General features: G+C 68.7%; 18 protein-coding genes. 10 read left to right on the top strand and 8 right to left on the bottom strand.

The window, feature by feature from the left end; all coding sequences use genetic code 11:
- Positions 1-20: 20 nt before the first annotated feature.
- The gene (locus VG556_RS12940; protein WP_005411227.1) at positions 21-308 is read right to left on the bottom strand and encodes a co-chaperone GroES; all 288 of its coding nucleotides are present in this window, start codon (positions 306-308) and stop codon (positions 21-23) included.
- A gap of 311 nt (positions 309-619) precedes the next feature.
- On the opposite strand from VG556_RS12940, the gene VG556_RS12935 reads away from it, so the two are divergent.
- From VG556_RS12935 to VG556_RS12915, 5 genes are all read left to right on the top strand, one after another.
- Positions 620-2,410: an endonuclease gene (locus tag VG556_RS12935; protein WP_100450685.1), complete on the top strand. Its 1,791-nt coding sequence runs from the start codon at positions 620-622 to the stop codon at positions 2,408-2,410.
- A 68-nt stretch (positions 2,411-2,478) separates the two neighbouring features.
- Complete coding sequence (cutA, locus tag VG556_RS12930; RefSeq protein ID WP_014648595.1) at positions 2,479-2,817, top strand: divalent-cation tolerance protein CutA; 339 nt, start codon at positions 2,479-2,481, stop codon at positions 2,815-2,817.
- Complete coding sequence (locus VG556_RS12925; protein ID WP_100450686.1) at positions 2,814-5,195, top strand: protein-disulfide reductase DsbD family protein; 2,382 nt, start codon at positions 2,814-2,816, stop codon at positions 5,193-5,195. Before cutA ends, VG556_RS12925 begins: the two co-directional genes overlap by 4 nt.
- The gene (locus VG556_RS12920) at positions 5,192-5,755 is read left to right on the top strand and encodes a TlpA family protein disulfide reductase (RefSeq protein WP_053494578.1); all 564 of its coding nucleotides are present in this window, start codon (positions 5,192-5,194) and stop codon (positions 5,753-5,755) included. Before VG556_RS12925 ends, VG556_RS12920 begins: the two co-directional genes overlap by 4 nt.
- Before the next feature lie 626 nt (positions 5,756-6,381).
- Positions 6,382-8,904, top strand: a complete 2,523-nt coding sequence (locus VG556_RS12915; RefSeq protein ID WP_100450687.1) for a PepSY domain-containing protein — start codon at positions 6,382-6,384, stop codon at positions 8,902-8,904.
- A 92-nt stretch (positions 8,905-8,996) separates the two neighbouring features.
- Here VG556_RS12915 and VG556_RS12910 read toward each other — a convergent pair whose 3' ends face one another.
- Positions 8,997-11,534: a methyl-accepting chemotaxis protein gene (locus VG556_RS12910; protein WP_100450688.1), complete on the bottom strand. Its 2,538-nt coding sequence runs from the start codon at positions 11,532-11,534 to the stop codon at positions 8,997-8,999.
- 203 nt (positions 11,535-11,737) lie between these two features.
- Here VG556_RS12910 and VG556_RS12905 point away from each other — a divergent pair, with 203 nt between their 5' ends.
- A complete protein-coding gene (locus tag VG556_RS12905; RefSeq protein ID WP_075076458.1) occupies positions 11,738-12,577 on the top strand; it encodes an arylamine N-acetyltransferase family protein in 840 nt (279 codons plus the stop codon).
- Between the two features lie 65 nt (positions 12,578-12,642).
- Here the strand turns inward: VG556_RS12905 and VG556_RS12900 are convergent, their stop codons facing one another.
- Positions 12,643-13,014, bottom strand: a complete 372-nt coding sequence (locus tag VG556_RS12900) for a VOC family protein (RefSeq protein WP_075076459.1) — start codon at positions 13,012-13,014, stop codon at positions 12,643-12,645.
- 82 nt (positions 13,015-13,096) lie between these two features.
- Here VG556_RS12900 and VG556_RS12895 point away from each other — a divergent pair, with 82 nt between their 5' ends.
- Positions 13,097-13,813 carry a transporter substrate-binding domain-containing protein gene (locus VG556_RS12895; protein WP_014648602.1) on the top strand — a complete coding sequence of 239 codons (717 nt, stop codon included), beginning with the start codon at positions 13,097-13,099 and terminating at the stop codon, positions 13,811-13,813.
- A 34-nt stretch (positions 13,814-13,847) separates the two neighbouring features.
- On the opposite strand, the gene VG556_RS12890 is transcribed toward VG556_RS12895, so the two are convergent.
- Positions 13,848-14,747 carry a LysR substrate-binding domain-containing protein gene (locus VG556_RS12890; protein WP_111144254.1) on the bottom strand — a complete coding sequence of 300 codons (900 nt, stop codon included), beginning with the start codon at positions 14,745-14,747 and terminating at the stop codon, positions 13,848-13,850.
- A gap of 98 nt (positions 14,748-14,845) precedes the next feature.
- On the opposite strand from VG556_RS12890, the gene VG556_RS12885 reads away from it, so the two are divergent.
- Positions 14,846-14,989 (top strand): hypothetical protein, encoded by a 144-nt coding sequence (locus VG556_RS12885; RefSeq protein WP_181452942.1) that lies wholly within the window; start codon positions 14,846-14,848, stop codon positions 14,987-14,989.
- Between the two features lie 7 nt (positions 14,990-14,996).
- On the opposite strand, the gene VG556_RS12880 is transcribed toward VG556_RS12885, so the two are convergent.
- On the bottom strand, positions 14,997-15,563 hold the full coding sequence (locus VG556_RS12880; RefSeq protein WP_049439308.1) for a GIY-YIG nuclease family protein: 567 nt from the start codon (positions 15,561-15,563) through the stop codon (positions 14,997-14,999).
- A gap of 132 nt (positions 15,564-15,695) precedes the next feature.
- On the opposite strand from VG556_RS12880, the gene VG556_RS12875 reads away from it, so the two are divergent.
- Entirely contained in the window at positions 15,696-16,490 is a 795-nt protein-coding gene (locus VG556_RS12875) for a D-alanyl-D-alanine carboxypeptidase family protein (protein ID WP_046432803.1), read from the top strand.
- A 5-nt stretch (positions 16,491-16,495) separates the two neighbouring features.
- Here the strand turns inward: VG556_RS12875 and VG556_RS12870 are convergent, their stop codons facing one another.
- Positions 16,496-17,089: a TetR/AcrR family transcriptional regulator gene (locus tag VG556_RS12870; RefSeq protein WP_032959084.1), complete on the bottom strand. Its 594-nt coding sequence runs from the start codon at positions 17,087-17,089 to the stop codon at positions 16,496-16,498.
- Positions 17,090-17,105: 16 nt separating this feature from the next.
- A complete protein-coding gene (locus tag VG556_RS12865) occupies positions 17,106-17,702 on the bottom strand; it encodes an NAD(P)H-dependent oxidoreductase (protein WP_049407909.1) in 597 nt (198 codons plus the stop codon).
- Between the two features lie 126 nt (positions 17,703-17,828).
- Between VG556_RS12865 and VG556_RS12860 the strand changes: the two genes are divergently transcribed.
- Positions 17,829-18,362: a hypothetical protein gene (locus VG556_RS12860; RefSeq protein WP_049407907.1), complete on the top strand. Its 534-nt coding sequence runs from the start codon at positions 17,829-17,831 to the stop codon at positions 18,360-18,362.
- A gap of 57 nt (positions 18,363-18,419) precedes the next feature.
- On the opposite strand, the gene VG556_RS12855 is transcribed toward VG556_RS12860, so the two are convergent.
- On the bottom strand, positions 18,420-19,247 hold the full coding sequence (locus VG556_RS12855; protein WP_100450690.1) for an isocitrate lyase/PEP mutase family protein: 828 nt from the start codon (positions 19,245-19,247) through the stop codon (positions 18,420-18,422).
- Positions 19,248-19,270: the final 23 nt, after the last annotated feature.

The raw sequence follows: 19,270 nt of genomic DNA, 5'->3' as shown, positions 1-19,270 counted from the left end.
GAAACAGGTCGCGCCGGGGCTCAGCCGATGACGGCGAGCACGTCGTCTTCGCGCAGGACCTTGTATTCGACGCCTTCGCTCTTGTACGAGCTGCCGGCGTACTGGCCGTAGATGACCTTGTCGCCTACCTTCAGCGACGGCGCGCGCACGTTGCCGTTGTCCAGCGGCTTGCCGGGGCCGACGGCCACGACCTCACCCTTGGTGGACTTTTCCTTGGCCGAGTCGGGGATGACGATGCCACCGGCGGAGATTTCGTCGGCTTCGATCGGCTTGACCACAACGCGGTCGTGCAGCGGCTTGATGCTCATAGGAGACCTCTTAAGTGATTGATTGGTCTAAAAAAGTCCGGCGATGTTAGCACTCACCCCAGGCGAGTGCCAGAACCGCACGTGAAGAAACCCGACAACGTCGGGAGCAGGGCAGAGATGGAGCCCCGCCGCCCCCTTTCAAGGGCGGAATGAAAAAATTTTTCCGCCCGCGCGCCTCGGCCAAGGCGTCGGTCCTGGACAATTTCGGTGACAAGCGTCGCACTGTCAGATATCTGACGTTCATTTACGACAAAGTGTCACTGGATCGGCCTTAGGCTCGGTCAGGCATTCCCAATCACAAGGAGTAGTCGATGCGATTGCTGTCCCCGCTTGCCGCCGCCTGCCTGCTGGCACTGGCCGCCTTGCCGGCCCAGGCCGAGGTTTTCATCAACGAACTGCACTACGACGACAGCACCGCCGCCGGTGACGTCGGCGAAGCCATCGAAGTGGTCGCCACCGCGGGCGAGGACCTGTCCGGCTACCGCCTCTACCTCTACAACGGCAGCAATCCTTCGGCGGCCGCGGTCTACGCCAACAACCCGGTCCCGGCCGGCAGCGCCGCCGGCTGCGGCAGCGCGACCATCGCCGTGGTCAACTACCCGACCAACGGCATCCAGAACGGCCCCAACGACGGCATCGCCCTGGTCGATGCCAGCGGCAAGGTGGTCCAGTTCCTCAGCTACGAGGGCGCCATCACCGCCTCCGGTGGCCCTGCCGCCGGCATGACCAGCCAGAACATCCCGGTGGCCGAGACCAACAGCACGGCCGCGGGCACCTCGCTGCAGCTGACCGGCAGCGGCAGCCAGTACACCCACTTCACCTGGGCCGAGTCGGCCAGGCAGACCTTCGGCAGCTGCAACAACGGCCAGACCTTCAGTGGCGGCGGAACCCCGGGCCCGAACACACCGCCGTCGGTCTCCACCACCACCCCGGCGCAGGGCAGCAGCACCTTCCCGGCCGCCGCCGACCTGGAAGTGGTGTTCAGCGAGACGGTGAACCTGGCCAGTGGCGCCTTCGCCCTGAGCTGCGGCACCTCCGGCAGCGTGCCGTTGACCTTCCCGGCCAGCGGCCGCAGCGTGAAGCTGTCCACCAACACTGCGCTGGTGGCCGGTGAGGCCTGCCGCTTCGACATCCGCGCCGCGCGCATCACCGACCTGCAGGGCGCGCACCCGGCCGCCGACAGCCGCATCGCCTTCACCGTGGCCAGCACCGGCGGCAATCCGGACCCCGGCAACCCGGGCGTGCCGGCCGGCTACTACTCCAAGGTCAACAGCAGCAGCCCCAGCCAGCTGCGCTGCTCGCTGCACGCCACCATCAAGGGCCACACCGCCTACCCTTACAGCGGCTCGGGCACCAGTACCTGGACCATTCTGGAAATCGCCGACGAGGATCCGAACAATTCCGGCAGGATCCTCGATGCATATCGCAACCACAGCTACGCCAAGGTGACCGATCGCGCCGGCAGTGGCAGTGGCCTGAAGTACAACCGCGAGCACACCTGGCCGAACTCGCTGGGCTTTGCCACCACCACCGGTGACAAGGGCCTGCCGTACGCGCCGTATACCGATACCCACATGCTGTACCTGACCGACGCGCAGTGGAACGCCGACCGTGGCAACAAGCCGTTCGGCAAGTGCGACGCCAACTGCGGCGAGCGCGCCACCGAGGCCAACAACGGCCAGGGCGGCGGCAGCGGCGGCTATCCGGGCAACTCCAACTGGGTGCGCACGCCGGACGGCAACACCGGCACCTTCGAGGTGTGGGGCAAGCGCAAGGGCGACATGGCGCGTGCGGTGATGTACATGGCGATCCGTTACGAGGGCGGCAAGGATGCGGCCACCGGCCAGTCCGAGCCGGACCTGGAGCTGACCGACGACCGCAGCAAAATCGTCAAGACCAGCAGTTCGCCGGCCTACATGGGCCTGCTGTCCACGCTGATCGACTGGCACCTGTCCGATCCGCCGGATGATGCCGAGCGTGCGCGCAATGACGTGATCTACAGCTTCCAGGGCAACCGCAACCCGTTCATCGACCACCCCGAGTGGGCAACCCCGGCCCTGTTCACCTCGGCCAAGCCGGCCACCTGCCAGCTGGCCAACTGACCGCGCAACGCAGCGGTCCACTGCCGCCGCCGGGCCCTGACCCGGCGGCGGCCCTATACTCGGCGGTCATGTCGACCGTCGATCCCGTCCTGCTGCTGTTGACCACCTGCCCGGACCGGGCCAGTGCCGAGCGCATCGCGCACGCGCTGGTCGGCGAGCGCCTGGCGGCATGCGTGACCCGCCTCGATGGCGCGCAGTCGACCTACCGCTGGCAGGGGGAGGTGACCACCGACGCCGAACTGCAGCTGCTGGTGAAAACCACCGCGAGCCGCGTCGATGACGCAATTGCCCGGATCGTCGCACTGCATCCGTATGAACTCCCGGAGTGCATCGCGGTCGAAACCCGGGCCGGCCTGCCGGCGTATCTGGACTGGATCCGGGCACAGACCCGGGAGGACACTGATTGAAGACTCTGTTTGCGCGCGGCGCCGCCTTGTGCGCCCTGTTGTGGCTCTCGCTGCCGGCCTTCGCGCTGGATGAGAAGGACCTGCTGCCGGTGGACCAGGCGTTCGCGCTGACCGCCATTGCCCCCGAACGGGGCCAGGTGCAACTGCAGTTCAAGATCGCACCGGGCTATTACCTTTATCGCCACCGCACCAGCGTCAAGGCCGACCCGGCCTTCAATGCCGGCGCGCTGCAGATGCCCAAGGGCGACAAGCACCACGACGATTTCTTCGGCGAAGTCGAGACCTATCGCGAGCGCCTGCAGGCCACCCTGCCCGGCACGCCGTCCGAGGCTGCCGGCACCATCAGCCTGGAAGTGCGTTACCAGGGCTGCGCCGATGCCGGTGTCTGCTACCCGCCGCAGAAGCGCGTGGTGCAGGTCACCCTGCCGGGCGCCGGTGCGGCGGCGGCGGTGCCTGCCGCGCGTGCCGGTGCGGCCAGCCCGTTCAACAACCCGCTGGCAGGTGCCGGCAACAGCGGTGGCCTGCGCCTGCCGGGCGCGGCCAACAACAGCCAGGCCCTGCCGCTGCCGTCGGAACAGGCGTTCGGCTTCGATGCCATCGCCAGTGACGGCAACACCCTGCTGCTGCGCTTCAGCCCAGCGCCCGGCTATTACCTGTATCGCGACCGCACCTCGCTGAAGCTGGAAGGCAGCGCCGGCGTGCTGGCCGGCAAGCCGCGCTGGCCAGCCGCGCAATCGCATCGCGACGAGCACTTCGGCGATGTCTCGGTCTACTTCAACCAGGTGGAAGTGCCGCTGCCGCTGCGCCGCACTGTCACTGATGCCGTCGACAGCACCCTGGTGGTGACCTTCCAGGGCTGCCAGACCGATGGCATCTGCTACCCGCCGATGACCCGCCGGGTGAAGCTGTCGATTCCCGCTGGCAAGCTGTCCGCCAGCATTGACCAGGCGCCAGCGCGCAACGAGGTGATCAGCCCGCTGCCCGCCGCCGGCGTGCCACGTGAATCCGCCAACGGCGCACCGTTGCGCCTGCTGCCGACCGTCCCCAACGACGGCATTGCCACTCCCGCCGCCAGCGGCAGTGAGGGCGCGCGCAATGAGTTCGCCGCCGACGCGCGCGATGGCAACGCACTGCGCACGCGCCCACCGGCGACAACCCCGAACCCGGACCGTTCGTTCGTCTGGGTGCTGCTGCTGGCGCTGGCCGGTGGCCTGGTGCTGAACCTGATGCCCTGCGTGCTGCCGATCCTGTCGCTGAAGGTGCTGAGCCTGGCGCAGAGTGGCGAAAGCCCTGAGCGGGCACGCAGCCATGCCCTCTGGTACACGCTGGGCGTGCTGGTCGCGTTCGCGGTGATCGGCGCGCTGATGGTGGGCCTGCGCGCGATCGGCAACGCCGTCGGCATCGGCTTCCAGCTGCAGCACCCGGGCGTGGTGGCGGCGCTGGCCTACATCATGTTCGCGGTGGGCCTGAGCCTGTCCGGCGTGTTCACCCTGGGCGGCGGCATCGGCAACCTCGGCCAGTCGCTGGCCAGCCGCAGCGGCCCGGCCGGCGATTTCTTCACCGGTGCGCTGGCCTGCCTGGTCGGCAGCGCCTGCGTCGGCCCGTTCATGGGCGGGGCGATCGCCTATGCCTTCATTGCCCCGCCGCTGAAGGCGATGACCGTATTCCTGTTCCTCGGCCTGGGCCTGGCGCTGCCGTTCCTGCTGATCGGCTTCGTGCCGGCGCTGGCACGCCGCCTGCCCAAGCCCGGCCCGTGGATGGAAACGCTCAAGCACGTGCTGGCCTTCCCGATGTATGCCACCGCGCTGTGGCTGCTGTGGGTGCTGGGCAAACAGCGCGGCGTGGACGGCATGGCACTGGTGCTGGGCGGCCTGCTGCTGTTCGCCTTCGGGCTGTGGCTGTTCGAGCGCAATCGCTGGACCGGCTCGCGTGCGGTGACCCTGCTCGGCGTGCTGCTGGCGATCGGCGCGCTGGTTCCTGCCTGGGGCGTGACCCAGCTGGCACCACCGGCGCGGGCCGCACAGGCCGCCAGCGAGAACGTGGTCGAGTATTCGCCGCAGTTGCTGGACCGCCTGCGTGCGGACAACCGCGTGGTGTTCGTCAACATGACTGCCGACTGGTGCGTGAGCTGCAAGGCCAATGAACGTGCCGTGCTGTCGCGGCCGGAGTTCAAGGAACTGCTCAAGCGCACCAACGCGGTGTACATGCGCGGTGACTACACCAACGTCGACCCGCAGATCACCACGTTCCTTGAAGAGCACAAGGCCGTGGGCGTGCCGCTGTACGTGGTGTACGGCCCGGGTGCGCCGCCGACCGTGCTGCCGACCCTGTTGACCCAGGCGGTGGTCGAGGAAGCGCTGCTGCGCACCGCACGATGAAGTGGCAACGGCCAGCGCTGCTGTGGACAGCGGTGCTGGCCGCCGGCCTCGGCCTGTGGGCCGGGCATCGATTCTCACCCGGCCCGTCTGCACCGGCCGCGGCAACGACGGCTTCCACAGCGACGGCCGTGAAGCCTACCCTGCAGGTGGGTGATCCCTTGCCGGCGCTGATCCTGCCGGACCTGGCGGAACAGCTGCTGGACCTGCGCGCCCGCTTCGCCGGCCGGCCGCTGCTGATCAATGTCTGGGCCAGCTGGTGTGCGCCCTGCGTGGAAGAGATGCCCGAACTGGCCCGCTTCGCCGAAGCCCAGGGCGACAACGGTGTGCAGGTGCTGGGCATTGCGCTGGATGCCCCGGACGACGTGCGCGCTTTCCTGCTGCGGGTGCCGGTGGACTACCCGATCGTGATCGAGACCCCGGGGCCGCGCGATGCCAGCGTGCAGCTGGGCAATACCCAGGGCCTGCTGCCCTACAGCGTGCTGTTCGATGCGCAGGGGCGGCTGGTGAAGGCAAAGCTGGGGCCGTTCGCCCACGGCGAGATCGACGGCTGGGTGAAGTGAAGGTGTTTTTTGCAGGGCTTGGAGCCCTGCACCCTGCTCAATGCAATGGCAACAGCCAAAGCGGGCTTTCCGTGGGATGGCGGGGCGCTGTGGCTGTGCAGGACACGCCGTAAACCCGTCCGTGGGGGCTCGATGGCGCCATCCATGGCGCCAACGGTCCTGCCCACCCACACCGCCCCACCCCCGACAGATCCCCGCGGCGGCTGTTGGTGGGTGCCGACCGTTGGTCGGCACATCTGTCAGATATCGATATCCAGAACGGAATCAGACCCCGTGCCGACCAACGGTCGGCACCCACCAAAGCAGAACGTCGTTCCGACAGATCGCAGGAAACTGTCGAAGGCGGGGTGGGTCCGGTTGAGGGGGCGTGAGCCGCATGGATGCGGCGACCGAGCTTACATGGACGTACTTGCAGCGTCCCCCTCAACCGGGCCCGCCCCGCCAACCCACGGAAAACCAGCTTTTGACGTTGACGTTGCTCCGGCTTGTAGCGGGTGCAGGGCTGCAAAGCCCTGCAACAAAACCCTCCTTGACCGTAGGCCGTCCGCCACGGAGAATTCCGCGACTAATTCTCATTTGCTGTTGCGCAGGATGCGGGCGGCAGCCTCCCGGGCCCCTCTCCTTCGATGTTCAAGAACGTCCTGTTCCAACTGCATTGGCTGCTGGGCATTACCGCCGGTGCCGTCCTGGCCCTGATGGGCCTCAGCGGCGCCATGCTGTCTTTCGAGGACGAGCTGCTGCGCGCGGCCAATCCTGGCTTCGCTGAAATCGCCGAGCACCATGCGGACGGCCAGCATCCCCTTGCACTCAGCGAACTGGTGCCGTTGCTGCAGGCTGGCAGCGAGCGTCCCCTGCAACGCCTGCGCGTGGATGCCACCGGACAGCGGCCGTCGGTCGCGCGCTTTGCCGGCGGCAAGGAACACTGGGTGTACTTCGATCCGTACAGCGGCGAGCGCTTCAGCGCCCTGCGCGGGCAGGCATTCTTCGACGTCGTCGAGGACCTGCATCGCCACCTCGCTGCCGGTGAGCGCGGCAAGTGGATCACCGGCAGCTGTGCAATCGCGCTGCTGTTCTTCACCCTGTCCGGTCTCTACCTGCGCTGGCCACGACGCTGGTGGCACTGGCGCAGCTGGCTGGCGGTGGAGTGGACGCGCAGCGGCCGAGGCTTCCTGTGGAGCCTGCACTCGGTGGTCGGCACCTGGGTGCTGCTGATCTACCTGATGAGTGCGCTGACCGGCCTGTGGTGGTCGTTTGACTGGTACCGCAACGCGGCCAACACGCTGCTCGGTGTGGCGCCGGCGGCAAAGCACACGGTTGCCGCCGACGCGGCACTGGACGTCCATCGCATCGAGGCCACGCTGTACGCGCTACCCGGCGTGCGCACCGGCTTCATCGACCTGCGCCTGCCGGAGAAGCCGGGGCAGGCGCTGAACGTGCGGGTGATGGCCGGTGATCCGTCGCAGCGCGGCGGCCACCACGACCGTGCGCATGACCTGCTGCAGCTCGATCCGGCCAGCGGCGCGGTTCTCGATGCCCGCCCGTACGCACGCCAGGGCGCGGGCGGACAGCTGGCCACCAGCGTGTTCGCGCTGCATTCGGGCAGCTACTTCGGTGTGCCCGGGCGCGTGGTGGTGATGCTCAGCAGCCTGGGCATGAGCCTGTTCTTCATCACCGGCTGGATGCTGTACCTGGACCGCCGCCGCAGCCAGCGTGCGGCGCGAGGGCTGCGCCGCGCGCTGCCGGCCACGACCACCGATGGCCGTGGTCCGCCGTGGCTGGTGGTGCATGCCAGCCAGAGCGGACTGGGCGAACAACTGGCGTGGCGTGCGGCCGCGCAGCTGCAGGCGTCCGGTCATGCGGTGCAGGTGCAGTCGCTGGTCCGCGTCGATGCCGCGACGCTGCAGGCCACCTCCCAGGCGCTGCTCGTGCTGAGCACGTTCGGCGACGGCGAGCCACCGGATGCCACGCGCCGCGCGGCGCGGCTGCTGCTCGCACAACGCCTGGACCTGTCGCGCCTGCAGTTCGGCCTGCTCGCGCTGGGCGACCGCCAGTACCCGCATTACTGCGGCTTCGGCCGCCAGTTCGATGGCTGGCTGATCGGCAACGGCGCGCGCCCGCTGTTCGAGCGCATCGATGTCGATGCCGCTTCGGTGCCGGCATTGCGCCAATGGCAGCAGCAGCTGGGTACGCTCACCGGCATCGTCACCGATGACAGCGTGCTGCCTGCGGCTACGCAGATGCATGAGTGGCGCCTGCTCGGCCGCGACCACCTCAACCCGGGCAGCGTCGGCGGAGCCATCTGGCGTATCCGTCTTGCCGCACCGGCCGACGTGCAGTGGCAGGCGGGTGACATCCTGCACATCGCACCCCGCCACAACGCGCGGCATGCCGGTGCCGTGCTGAAGGGACACGGTCTGGATCCGCTGCAGCCCCTGCTGGTCGATGGCCATCCGCGCACGCTGCTGGCACTGGCCAGTGAACGCGAGCTGCCCGAGGCCGATGCCGCGCTGGCGGTGCAGGATGCCTGCCTGTGGCTGGCCGGGCTGCCGCTGCTGCCCAGCCGCGAGTATTCGATCGCCTCCTGCACGGATGATGGCGTGGTGGAGCTGGTGGTGCGGCTGGTGCATGACGCCTCCGGTCGCGCCGGGTTGGGCTCGGGCTGGCTGTCGTTGCATGCACCGATCGGTGCCGGCATCGTCGCCCGCGTGCATCGCAACCCCGGTTTCCATCGCGTCAGCGGCGCGCCGATGGTGCTGATCGGCAACGGCACCGGCATCGCCGGGCTGCGCAGCCTGTTGCGCGAAGCTGCCCACGCAGGCGAGCGCGGGCACTGGCTGCTGTTCGGTGAACGCCAGCGCGCACACGACTTCCTGTTCGCCGACGAGATCGAAGCCTGGCAGGCCAATGGCCATCTCACGCGGGTGGACCTGGCGTTCTCGCGCGATGGCGAGGGTGGTTACGTGCAGGATCGCCTGCGTGCGGCCGTCGATGCGCTGCGCGACTGGATGCAGCGTGGTGCGGTGATCCATGTCTGTGGGTCGTTGCAGGGCATGGCCGAAGGCGTGGACCAGGTGCTGCGAACCGCGCTGGGTGATGAAGCGGTGGAAACGCTGCTGGAAAACGGGCGCTACCGCCGCGACGTGTATTGATTCCTGCCGCCGAACGCTGGTGTGAGCCGAGCATGGGCTCGGCTCTACAGTGTTCGTGCAGCCGATGTAGCGCCGAGCCCACGCTCGCCTGACTAGGCCGCCGCGCGCGCCTGCGGCATCGACTGCAAGCGGAACGCGCCCACGGCTTCTGCCAAGGCACGCACCTGCGCCTGCATCTGCGCAGTCGAGGCCCCCGCCTCTTCCACCAGGCTGGCGTTGCGCTGGGTGCTGGCTTCCATCTGCACGATGGTCTGGTTCACCTGAGCGATGCCCGCATGCTGGTCCTGCGACGCACTGCGGATACCTGCCAGCAGCTCGGCCAGCTGCTGCACGCTGCCGACGATCTCGCCCATCGTGGTGCCGGCCTGCGCGGCCTGCTGGTTGCCCTGGCCGACACGCGCCACCGAATCCTCGATCAGCCCCTTGATCTGCTTGGCCGCCTCGGCACTGCGCTGCGCCAGCAGGCGCACTTCGGCGGCCACCACGGCGAAGCTGCGGCCCTGCTCGCCGGCACGCGCCGCTTCCACCGCCGCATTGAGGGCAAGGATGTTGGTCTGGAAGGCGATGCCGTCGATCAACTGGGTGATGTCGCCGATCCGTCGCGAGGCTTCGCTGATGCCATGCATGGTCGCGACCACCTGGCCGACCGCCTCGCCACCCCGCTGGGCCACCGCCGCCGCGCCCTGCACCAGTGCATCGGCGCGGCCTGCGGCATCGGCGTTGCGGCCGACGGTATCGGTCAGCTCCTGCATCGACGCCGCGGTCTCTTCCAGGTTGGCGGCCTGCTGCTCGGTGCGCCGCGACAGATCGTGATGGCCGGCGACGATCTCGCCAACGCCGGTATCCAGGCTGGAGGTGGCCTGCTGGATGCGGGTGACGATGCGGCCCAGCTGCGCGACGGTGGCATTGGCATCGTCGCGCATGCGCGCGAACACGCCCTGCAGGTCCCCCTCCATGCGCACGCTGAGGTCGCCGCGGGCCAGCGCAGCCAGCAGTGCCTGCAGGTCACCAAGGTTGGTTTCAAAGGTGGCCAGCAGGCGGTTTATGCTGGTCGACAAGGTGCGCACGAAGCCCTGTTTTCCCTCCAGCGCGATGCGGCCGTGCAGGTCGCCATGTGCGGCGGCGTCGACCAGGGCAGCGACCTCGGTTTCCAGCAGCGTCTCCAGCGCACGACTGCTCCATTCCACCGCTACGCCGAGGAACTGCCCTTCGTCGATGATGGGGTTGGCAATCAGCTGGTAGCGCACGCCGGCATGGCCGATCTCGCGCTCCTCGCGCTGGCGCGCGCCGGCCAGGCTGGCCAGCGCCGGATGCAGGCGCACGGCATCGCTGCCCACCAGATCTTCGGCCTCGCGCTCGAGTTGCTGCAGCAGTGCCGGATTGACGTAGGCCACCTGGCCCTCGGCATCGATCACCATCAGCCCGGTCTGCGCACTGTCCAATGCCTGCCGCACACGGGTGTTGCCGCGCGCCACGGCACGCTCGGCCTCGATGCGCGCGCGCAGGCGCTGCTGCATGTCGACCAGGCGCTGCGCCAGCTGGCCGATTTCATCGTTGGCGTTGTAGACGCGCAGGGTGGTGTCGAGTCGGTCGTCGGCGATGTCGCTGGCGAAGCGCAGGGTGTCCTGGATCGGCTGGCGCACCGCACGCCGCACCAGCACCAGGCTGGTGATCAACACACCGGCGACCAGCAGCAGGGTCACCGCGAACAGCACGCTCATGGTGCGTGCGCCGGCCTGCTGGCGCGCCTGTGCCTTGGCCAGCGCCGCCACCTGGGCCTGCTGGAAGGCGGCCAGCGCCGGCGCCACGCCGGCGGCGGTATCCAGCAGCGATTGCGCCTCTACATCCAGGCCCACGCGGGCGGCGGTATAGCCCAGCAATGCGGCCTGATAGGCCTCCATGCCGTTGCGAAGGGCATCCTGCGCATCGGTCGGCAGGCCCACCAGTGCGAGATCGAACGGCAGCTTTTCTTCGCTCGCACGGTCGGCATGGGTGGAGTCGCCATCGAGCAGCAGCAGTGCCTCCTGTCGGCGCATCTTCTGCAGGGACAACGCCAACGAAGGCCGCTGCAACGCATCCACCTGCGCCTGCAGGGCGTCGGCGGCCTGCTGCAATTGCGCGGCGAGGCCGGCATCGCCACGACCCATCTCATCGACGCGTTCGAACAGGGCGGCCACACCCTGCGAGAACGCGCCGGCGGCTTCGGTCAGTGCCTGCAGCGCCTCGCGCCGGCCGGGATCCATCGGCATCGCGCGCAGCGCCTGAAGATCGGCCTGGAGCGCCTTCTGCGTCGCCAGCAGCTGCGCGCGGTCGGCATCGTCGAAACTACGTGCATACTGGGTCTGCAGACGACGCGCCTCGGCCACCTGCGTGGCCACGCTCGCGGCCAGATCGCTGCCGTGCTGGTAGCTGGCCTGGCTGCGCGCCGCCTGCGTGCTGGCATGGCCGGTCCAGGCGTAGACGGCGGCGATCGCGATCAGGCCCAGCCCACAGACCCACAGGGTCGCCTTGAGCTTGCTGGCCACACTGAGCCGATGCGGCTGCAGCCACAGCAGCAGGCCGGGGGACGCCGAGCGCAGTGCGGCAAGCCGCATGCGCAGGGACCGGAGGTGGGGGACGACGGCCGACATGACAGGCTCCAGGCGGAAGGACGCACCTGTATCGGCGGGAAATGGCGCAACTTTAGGGCGCTCCTGGTTCACTCCCACCGATTGCTGGCGGACGCGGCCTTTGTACCCGGCACAGGCGACGGGGGGATGACACCCGCGCAATGCTTGACCTCAACCCCGGTTGGGAGAGCACAGTAGATCTCCCTCCCCCGCCCGGCGCGCGCATGACGACGCTCGATGTCCCCCGCTACCTGCAACGCCTGCAGCTGGATGCACCGCCACCGCTGACGCTGGCGGGCCTGACCCTGCTGCAGCAGCGCCACAACGCACTGCTGCCGTTCGAAACCCTCAGCTGCCTGCTGCGCGATGCAGTACCGATCGACCTGGACAGCGTGCAGCGCAAGCTGCTCGACGACCGTCGTGGCGGCTACTGCTTCGAACTCAATGGCGGCCTGCTGGCACTGCTGCAGGCGCTGGGCTTCGATGCACAGCCGTTGAGCGCGCGCGTGCTGCTGGCCGCCCAGGACGGCGAACTGACCGCACGCACCCACCTGCTGCTGCGCGTGCAGGTGGACGGCGATGACTGGCTGGTGGATGCCGGTTTCGGCAGCCTGACCCCGACCGTGCCGCTGCGGCTGCATGATCCGCAGCCGCAGGCCACGCCCCACGAGCGCTTCCTGTTGCAGCGCCTGCCCGGCGAGGGGGATTTCGTGCTGTCCGCCGAGTCCGGCGATGGCTGGCGGGCGATGTATCGCTTCGACCTGCACGCGCCGGCACCGATCGACAACGTCGTGGGCAACTGGTACGTGTGCACCCATCCCGATTCCAGTTTCCCCGGCCAGCTGCGCGCATCCCTGACCGGGCCGGACTGGCGACGCACCATCGGCAGTGGCAACTACACCGAGTACCGTCCCGGCCAGGCACCGGACAAGCGTCCGCTGCGCGATGTGGGCGACGTGCGCGAGGTGTTGCAGCAGCGCTTCGGCATGCAGCTGCCGGACGACCCACGGCTGGACCCGGCGATCAACGACTGGCTGCAGCGCTCGCGCGCCGCGCCCTTGTAGAGCCGAGCCCATGCTCGGCTGCTGTTGGCCCAGCCGCTCCAGCTCAGCCGAGCATGGGCTCGGCTCTACGGAATCGCGCGCGCCTGCACTGCGATCCGGTTGCCTTCACTGTCGCGGATCTCGGCCACACGCCAGTCACCCGCGTCGGCCGGGCCGAAGCGCAGCTCGGCCCCGGCCTGCAGCGCACGCTCGAGGCTGGCATCCAGGTCGTCAACCCCGATGTAGATGCGCGCACCGTGGACGGAGGGCAGATAGTCGGCCCCCCGCACCAGCGCCATGCTGGCACCGGTGGCCTCATCGGCAAACGGCAGGTAGGCCATCCTGCAGTCGTGCAGCAGGATCGGTTCGTCCACCGCCACCTGCAGCCAGTGCTGGTAGAACGTGATGGCCCGGCCCAGGTCAGTGACCGGTATCTCGACGTGCAGGATGGGGTTCATGTCCGCAGGATAACCGGATGCTGACACTGCCTTGCAGGTCCGTACTGGCATGCTGGACCGCCCTTTCCCCGCGGAGTCCTGCATGTCCCTGGCCGATCATCGTGGTGCGCTGGCACCGCTGGGCTTCCTGCGCGTGGCCATCAACCTGGGCAATCCAGTGCTGGCGCAGGGGGACGCGCGCTCACCGCGCGGGCCGTCACTGGAACTGGCCACGGCATTGGCGCAGCGCATGGGCGTGCAGGCACGCTTCACCTGCCACGACGCCGCGGCCGCGGTGGTCGCTGCAGCCAGCAAGGATGCCTGGGACCTGGCCTTCCTGGCCATCGATCCGGCGCGCGCCGACCGCATCGCCTTCAGCGCCCCCTATGTGGAGATCGAAGGCACCTACCTGGTGCGCGAGGACAGCCCTGCGCAGCAGGTGGCCGACCTGGACCGCGATGGCCTGCGCATCGCGGTCGGTCGTGGCGCCGCCTACGACCTGTTCCTCAGCCGCGAACTGCGCCACGCCATGATCGAGCGGGCCGAGACGTCGGCCGCTGCCATCACCCTGTTCGATCTGCAGCGCCTGGATGCCGCCGCCGGCGTGCGCCAGCCGCTGGCCGCCTGGGCGCAGGCGCATCCCGGCCACCGCGTGCTGGCCGACCGTTTCACCGTGATCCAGCAGGCGGTCGCGGCGCCGGCCTCGCGCCCGGCCGATGCATTGCAGGCGCTGTTCGAGGAAGTGGAGGCGATCAAGGCAGGCTCGTTGCTGGGCGAAGCCTTCGCCCGTGCCGGGCAGGCGGTTACGTTGGTACGGTGACTGCGGGACACACGCAGTCGGGCATGGCTCGACGCTATAAATGCGCGCCTGCCATGTGCCGGACGTGCTCGGCCGCCTGAGCGTGCAGCCAGTCGCGGAAGGCCAGGAAGCCGCGATGGCGGGCCGAGCGCTGCGGGTAGACCAGCCAATGCGGCCAGGCGGTTTTCAGTCGCAGGCTGGACAGCGCCACCAGGTGGCCCGAATCCAGCAGCAGGCGCGCCCGCGTCACCCGTCCCAGCGCTACGCCCACCCCGTCAAGCGCCGCACGGTGATGCGCCTCCGAATCATCCAGCACCGCCACGAAGCGCGGCGGCGGGTTCTGCCCACTCAGCGCGAACCAGGCGCCCCACGCGCCATCGGGATCCCCCAGCAGCGGCCACTGGTTCAGCGGCACGCGGTCGATCCCTCCCATGCGTTCGATCAGCGCCGGGCTGGCCATCGGCAGCAGCCACTCGTCGAACAGCGGCTCCACCACCAGGCCCGGCCACTGCCCGCTGCCCAGCCGCAGCGCGGCGTCGAACTGGCGCTGTCGCTCGAAGTCAATCAGGCGTTCACTCGACTGCAGGTTGATCTCGATCTGTGGATGCTCGGCAACGAAGTGCCCCAAGCGCGGCACCAGCCACGCCGACGCCATCGACGGTACCGCGCTGATCGTCAGCACGTGCTCGGCGCGTGCGGCATAGGGCTGGAAGGCCTCGTTGATCGCATCCAGATGCGGGCCTACCTGGTCGAGCAGGCGCTGCCCTTCCAGGGTGAGGGTGACGCCGCGTGGCTGGCGGACCAGCAGCGGCTGCCCCAGCCGCTCTTCCAGCTGGCGCATCTGATGGCTGAGCGCACTGACGGTCAGGTTCATCGACGCCGCTGCGCGTGACAGGTTGCCCAGCCGCGCGGCGGCCACGAAACCCTGCAGGGCGTGAAGGGGCGGACGGGACATCAGGCTTGAATTCCTCTCAAGGCATGCTTGCGGAAATGTCGCTTTTTCCCGGTCAATGCTGCCCGTATCGTGCAATCCACTCAAGTGGAGGGACGCTCATGAACATCTACGGCAGCCTGTTGTTCCTGCAGGGCCACGTGGCCAACGCCGAACTGGCCCGGCAGCTGGCCTGCCCGTCCACCGGCTCCCCCACGGGTGCGCCGCAACCGGCCGCGCTGGTTCAGAAACCGCGTGGCCGTTGAACACGGCTCAACCTGCATACCAACGCTGGACGTGTTCAGGCAGCCATGGCATTGGGTCGATATCCAGCGCCCGGCAACCGTCGAGGGTGTCACGCAGCACGCGCTCGCCGGGGCCACCGGGCATGCGCAGGCCATCCTCTTCCGGAAGCTGCACCGCCGCCCAGTCGTGCAGCCGGTCCATGCGCAGGCGCTGGGCGGCCTGCAGCCAAGCCTTGAGCTGGAAACAGCGATAGCCCTGTGCGCCCAACGCATCAACCGCGAGCGACAACGCCTGGTTGGCACCACGCACCCATTCGGTGCGACCTCCGGCCTTGTCCTGGACCGTCATCGGCGCCGGCGCGCGGTGCGCCTTGAACGGCGAACGCAGCTGCAGCTCCAGATCACGCGCATCGCGCTCGCTCTCCGCTTCCACCAGCGTACCGGCATCAAGGTCGAAGAACTCGAACCAGCGCCGGTGCAATGCGCTGATGCGCCCGAGCGGATCGCGTGAAAAGCCGATCTTCGCGTAGTCCTCCCACGCACAGGGGAAGACGTAGGCGAAGACACGACCGTCGATGCGGATATGCGACTGCATGTGCGCAGGCTGCCTCCACTGCAGCCCGGGCGCAACCGGGCGTTGCGGTGGGCGCCGCAGGGCTTTGGCAGTACGGCTTCATGCAGCCGCTTCGGACTATCCTTGCTGGCTGCCGCTGTCATCACCGCCACCATGCCTGCTCCTGCGCCTGCCCACCTGCCGGTCTCGTCCATCACCCTGGAAGCGGCAACCTTCGCGGTGGTCCACCAGCACAACGCGGACATCGCGCGGCAACCGGCCTCGCTGACCAAGCTGATGACCGCCTACGCCGCTTACGGATGCGTCGAAGAGAACGGTGGCACGTGGGACCAGGCGGTCACCATCGCCGCCGAGGATGTGCATGCCGTAGCCGATGATGAAACACGCATGGGCCTGGTGCCCGGCGAAACGGTCACGCTGGCGCGCCTGCTGGAAGGGTTGATGATCGTCTCCGGCAATGATGCGGCGCTGGCCATCGCACGCCATCTGGACGGATCACAGCCTGCGTTCCTGGGCCGCATGAACTGGCACGCGCGCCAGCTTGGCCTGCGCAGCACGCGGTTCGCCAGCGTGTCCGGCATCACCACCCCGCACCATGCCTCCAGCGCGCGCGACATGGCGGTACTCGCCGCCTGCCTGCTGAATGACCATCCGCAGATCCTGGCAATCACCGCGCAGCGCACGTTCGCGCATGGCCGCTTCAGCCGCAGCAACCAGAACGCCCTGCTTGGCGAAGACGGCGTGGATGGATTGAAGACCGGCTACACCCAGGCCGCAGGCTTCTGCCTGGCCGCCACTGCCTGCCGGGCTGTGCCCGGGCGGAACCTGCCGGTACGCCTGATCACCGTGGTGCTGGGCGCTGAAAGCCGCGACGCACGCGATGCCCTTGTGCGCGAGCGGCTGGCCGCCGGGTTTGCGGCGCTGGCCGACACCACCGCCGACGCCTGAGCGGATCAGCGTCGCTTGACCGTCGCCACGATCAAGCGCTGCAGCTCGGCCTCGGCGCCGACCTTGTCCAGCGCGCCTGCCGCCACGGCTTCGGACAGGGCTTCGGCCGCACCGAGAATCGCCCAGCGTCCGGCCAGGGGGACCGTGCCATCGGCCGCAAACGGGCCCAGCCAGGTGTCGCAGTTGTCGATGAAGTCCTGCTGGTAGCGCCGACGCACTTCATGGAGTTCCGGCGCGCCCACCAGCGCAGCGAGGATGCCCTGCACTTCACTGCCCTGGCTGAGGACGCAGTCGATGTAGCCGGAGGCGATGGCCGCCGCACGATCGGCCAGGTGCGCCCTGGCACGGCCGATACGCTCGTGGAAGACCACCGTCTGCCGCCCGTCATAGTCATCGTAGAGCGCGGCCAGCAGCCCGTTGCGGGTCACGAAGTGATCATAGGCCACCGGTTTGGTCACACCGGCCGCCTCGGCCAGCCGCCCCAGCGTCAATGCGTCGGTGCCTTCGTCGCCGACCAGCGCCCAGGCCACGTCCAGCAACTGGCGGGCGCGTTGCTCGCGGGTCAATCGGCGGCGCGTGGGAGCGGCGTTGGCAGGCATCGGTGGAGCACGGCGGTCAGCGCATCGGAGCACCGATTTTACGGCCGATCGCCAGCGCGGTCTGCAGATGCGCTTCGGCTGCACCGGAATCGGCGTCCAGCAGCAGGTCGGACGACAGCACGCGCGCGCCGCAGTAGTCGAAGATGCCCATGTCGATCTGGGTCTTCATCGCCGCACCGTAGCCGCGCCGTTCGATCATGTCCGCGCCAGCCCCGCCGATGCCGACCAGATGCACGCCCAACCGCTGCAGCTTTTTCTGCACCTTGCCATCGGCGCCGTCCTGGTAGGCCCAGCCCTGGGTGAACACACGATCGATCCAGCCCTTCAGCAGCGCGGGGAAGGACCACCAGTACAGGGGATAGACCAGTACCAGCGTGTCGGCAGCCTGCAGCCGCGCCTGCTCGGCGGCGACGTCAGCCGGAGTTGCGCCGGTGCCACGGAACAGCGCCTGGTCCTGCATGTTGAAGCGCGGATCGAAGCCTTCAGCCATCAGATCGGCGTGGGTCACGCTGTTGGCGGCATCCGACGCGGTGATGGCTTCGCCGATGCGCCTGGCGATGGCATGGGTCAACGCGCCGGGTTCAGGGTGGGCGGTAACGATGAGGGTGTGCATGGGGCATGTCCGGAATTCACTAACTACCAATAGTAAGTAGTGTCGCCCGGGATACCAGCGCCATGCGTGGGACGCTGTTTCCGCATCCACCGTATAGTGCGGCGGTTCCCACTGAGCTGCCCGACGATGCACCGGTATCTGCTTGCCCTTCTGCTGGCCCTGCCGATGGCAATGGACGTTACGCCCGCGCTGGCCGGTGAACTCAGTCCGGAAGACTCGGCCGCATTGCGCAAGGAGGTGCAGGCGATGATGGGCGCCTTCGCCCGTGGCGATACCGAGCTGATCATCGCGCGTACCCATCCCAGCCTGAAGCAGCTGGCCGGTGGCGACGAGGCCTATGCGCGGGCGACCCGCGACACCGTGAAGGCGCTGCGCAAGGCCGGCGTCACCATCATCAGCGACGAGGCAGGCGTGCCGGGCCGCACCTATGCGGCCGGTGACGAGGAAGTCTGCTTCGTACCGCGCCAGTCACTGCTGCGCGTGCGCGAAGCGCCGATGCGCAGCACGTCATTCATGGTTGCTGTGCGACGCGTCGGTACAACGCAATGGCGCTATCTGGACGGCGCGGCGATGCTGGACAACCCGGCACTGCTGCGGCAACTGCTGCCGGCGCTGGAGCCGGGCGTGACGCTGCCCAGGGGTGGGATGGAAGCGCTGTAGTCGCAGGTGCGCGTCCATCCACGCCCGGGCTGGATCCATTGCAGGCCTGGGCGTGTGTCAGCGGAACAGCGCGTTCAACGCCGCGCCCGAAGCCGCCTGCTGCAGGCCATCGAAGCGGCCGTCCTGCATGATCGGCTCGATGGCCTGCATCAGCCCACCCCACGCAGCTCGCGCCAGCGCACCGCCCAGGCTGACCCGTCGCACGCCGAGTGCGGCGATGTCCTGCAGGCTCAGCGGTGTCGGTCCACCCACCAGCAGGTTCACCGGCTTCGCCCCCGCAGCGGCAACCACCGCGCTGATCTGTTCGCGCGTGCTGATGCCCGGTGCATACAGCACATCGGCGCCGGCCTCGGCATAGGCGCGCAGGCGCTGCAGGGTGTCCTGCAGATCCGGCACGCCAACGAAGAAATTCTCGGCCCGCGCGACCAGCAGCACATCGCCCCCCGCGCGGTCGATGGCCGCACGTGCCGCACACAGTCGCTCGACCGCCTGCCCGATCGGCCGCAGCGGCGCATCGGCCACGCCGCTGGCGTCCTCGATCGACAGCGCCGCGATACCGGTGTCGATGGCCGCCGCCACCGCCTCGCCCACTGCCTGTGGCGTGGCGCCGAAGCCATCACCGAAATCGGCGTTCAACGGCAGCGGTGTCGCGGCCGCCATCAGCCGCAGATGTTCCAGTGTGGCCTGCAGCGAAACCGCCCCATCCGGCCGCCCTTCACTCCAGGCGCAGCCGGCACTGGTCGTGGCCAGTGCCTGGAAGCCCTGCCGCTGCAGGTAGCGGGCGCTGCCCACGTCCCACGGATTGGGCAGCACGAAACAACCGCGCGCATGCAGCTGGCGGAAACGCGCGCGCTTGCGCTGGGTGTCGGCATCAAGCGGGGTCATGGCGGGTTCCCGGGCGGCGGACC

This window comes from Stenotrophomonas sp. CASM106 (assembly GCF_049384825.1).
GTDB classification, from domain to species: Bacteria; Pseudomonadota; Gammaproteobacteria; order Xanthomonadales; family Xanthomonadaceae; genus Stenotrophomonas; species Stenotrophomonas muris.
The sequence above is the reverse complement of the archived record's forward strand: the minus strand, read 5'-3'. Positions and strand labels throughout refer to the sequence as shown.

Excerpts from the sequence above, each read along its gene's own strand:
- VG556_RS12865 (WP_049407909.1), bottom strand. The coding sequence starts at position 17,702 with ATGCACACCCTCATCGTTACCGCCCACCCTGAACCCGGCGCGTTGACC.
- VG556_RS12855 (WP_100450690.1), bottom strand. The coding sequence starts at position 19,247 with ATGACCCCGCTTGATGCCGACACCCAGCGCAAGCGCGCGCGTTTCCGC.
- VG556_RS12935 (WP_100450685.1), top strand. The coding sequence starts at position 620 with ATGCGATTGCTGTCCCCGCTTGCCGCCGCCTGCCTGCTGGCACTGGCC.
- VG556_RS12885 (WP_181452942.1), top strand. The coding sequence starts at position 14,846 with ATGAACATCTACGGCAGCCTGTTGTTCCTGCAGGGCCACGTGGCCAAC.
- VG556_RS12890 (WP_111144254.1), bottom strand. The coding sequence starts at position 14,747 with ATGTCCCGTCCGCCCCTTCACGCCCTGCAGGGTTTCGTGGCCGCCGCG.
- cutA (WP_014648595.1), top strand. The coding sequence starts at position 2,479 with ATGTCGACCGTCGATCCCGTCCTGCTGCTGTTGACCACCTGCCCGGAC.
- VG556_RS12880 (WP_049439308.1), bottom strand. The coding sequence starts at position 15,563 with ATGCAGTCGCATATCCGCATCGACGGTCGTGTCTTCGCCTACGTCTTC.
- VG556_RS12895 (WP_014648602.1), top strand. The coding sequence starts at position 13,097 with ATGTCCCTGGCCGATCATCGTGGTGCGCTGGCACCGCTGGGCTTCCTG.
- VG556_RS12915 (WP_100450687.1), top strand. The coding sequence starts at position 6,382 with ATGTTCAAGAACGTCCTGTTCCAACTGCATTGGCTGCTGGGCATTACC.
- VG556_RS12940 (WP_005411227.1), bottom strand. The coding sequence starts at position 308 with ATGAGCATCAAGCCGCTGCACGACCGCGTTGTGGTCAAGCCGATCGAA.
- VG556_RS12875 (WP_046432803.1), top strand. The coding sequence starts at position 15,696 with ATGCCTGCTCCTGCGCCTGCCCACCTGCCGGTCTCGTCCATCACCCTG.
- VG556_RS12910 (WP_100450688.1), bottom strand. The coding sequence starts at position 11,534 with ATGTCGGCCGTCGTCCCCCACCTCCGGTCCCTGCGCATGCGGCTTGCC.
- VG556_RS12860 (WP_049407907.1), top strand. The coding sequence starts at position 17,829 with ATGCACCGGTATCTGCTTGCCCTTCTGCTGGCCCTGCCGATGGCAATG.
- VG556_RS12900 (WP_075076459.1), bottom strand. The coding sequence starts at position 13,014 with ATGAACCCCATCCTGCACGTCGAGATACCGGTCACTGACCTGGGCCGG.
- VG556_RS12920 (WP_053494578.1), top strand. The coding sequence starts at position 5,192 with ATGAAGTGGCAACGGCCAGCGCTGCTGTGGACAGCGGTGCTGGCCGCC.
- VG556_RS12905 (WP_075076458.1), top strand. The coding sequence starts at position 11,738 with ATGACGACGCTCGATGTCCCCCGCTACCTGCAACGCCTGCAGCTGGAT.
- VG556_RS12870 (WP_032959084.1), bottom strand. The coding sequence starts at position 17,089 with ATGCCTGCCAACGCCGCTCCCACGCGCCGCCGATTGACCCGCGAGCAA.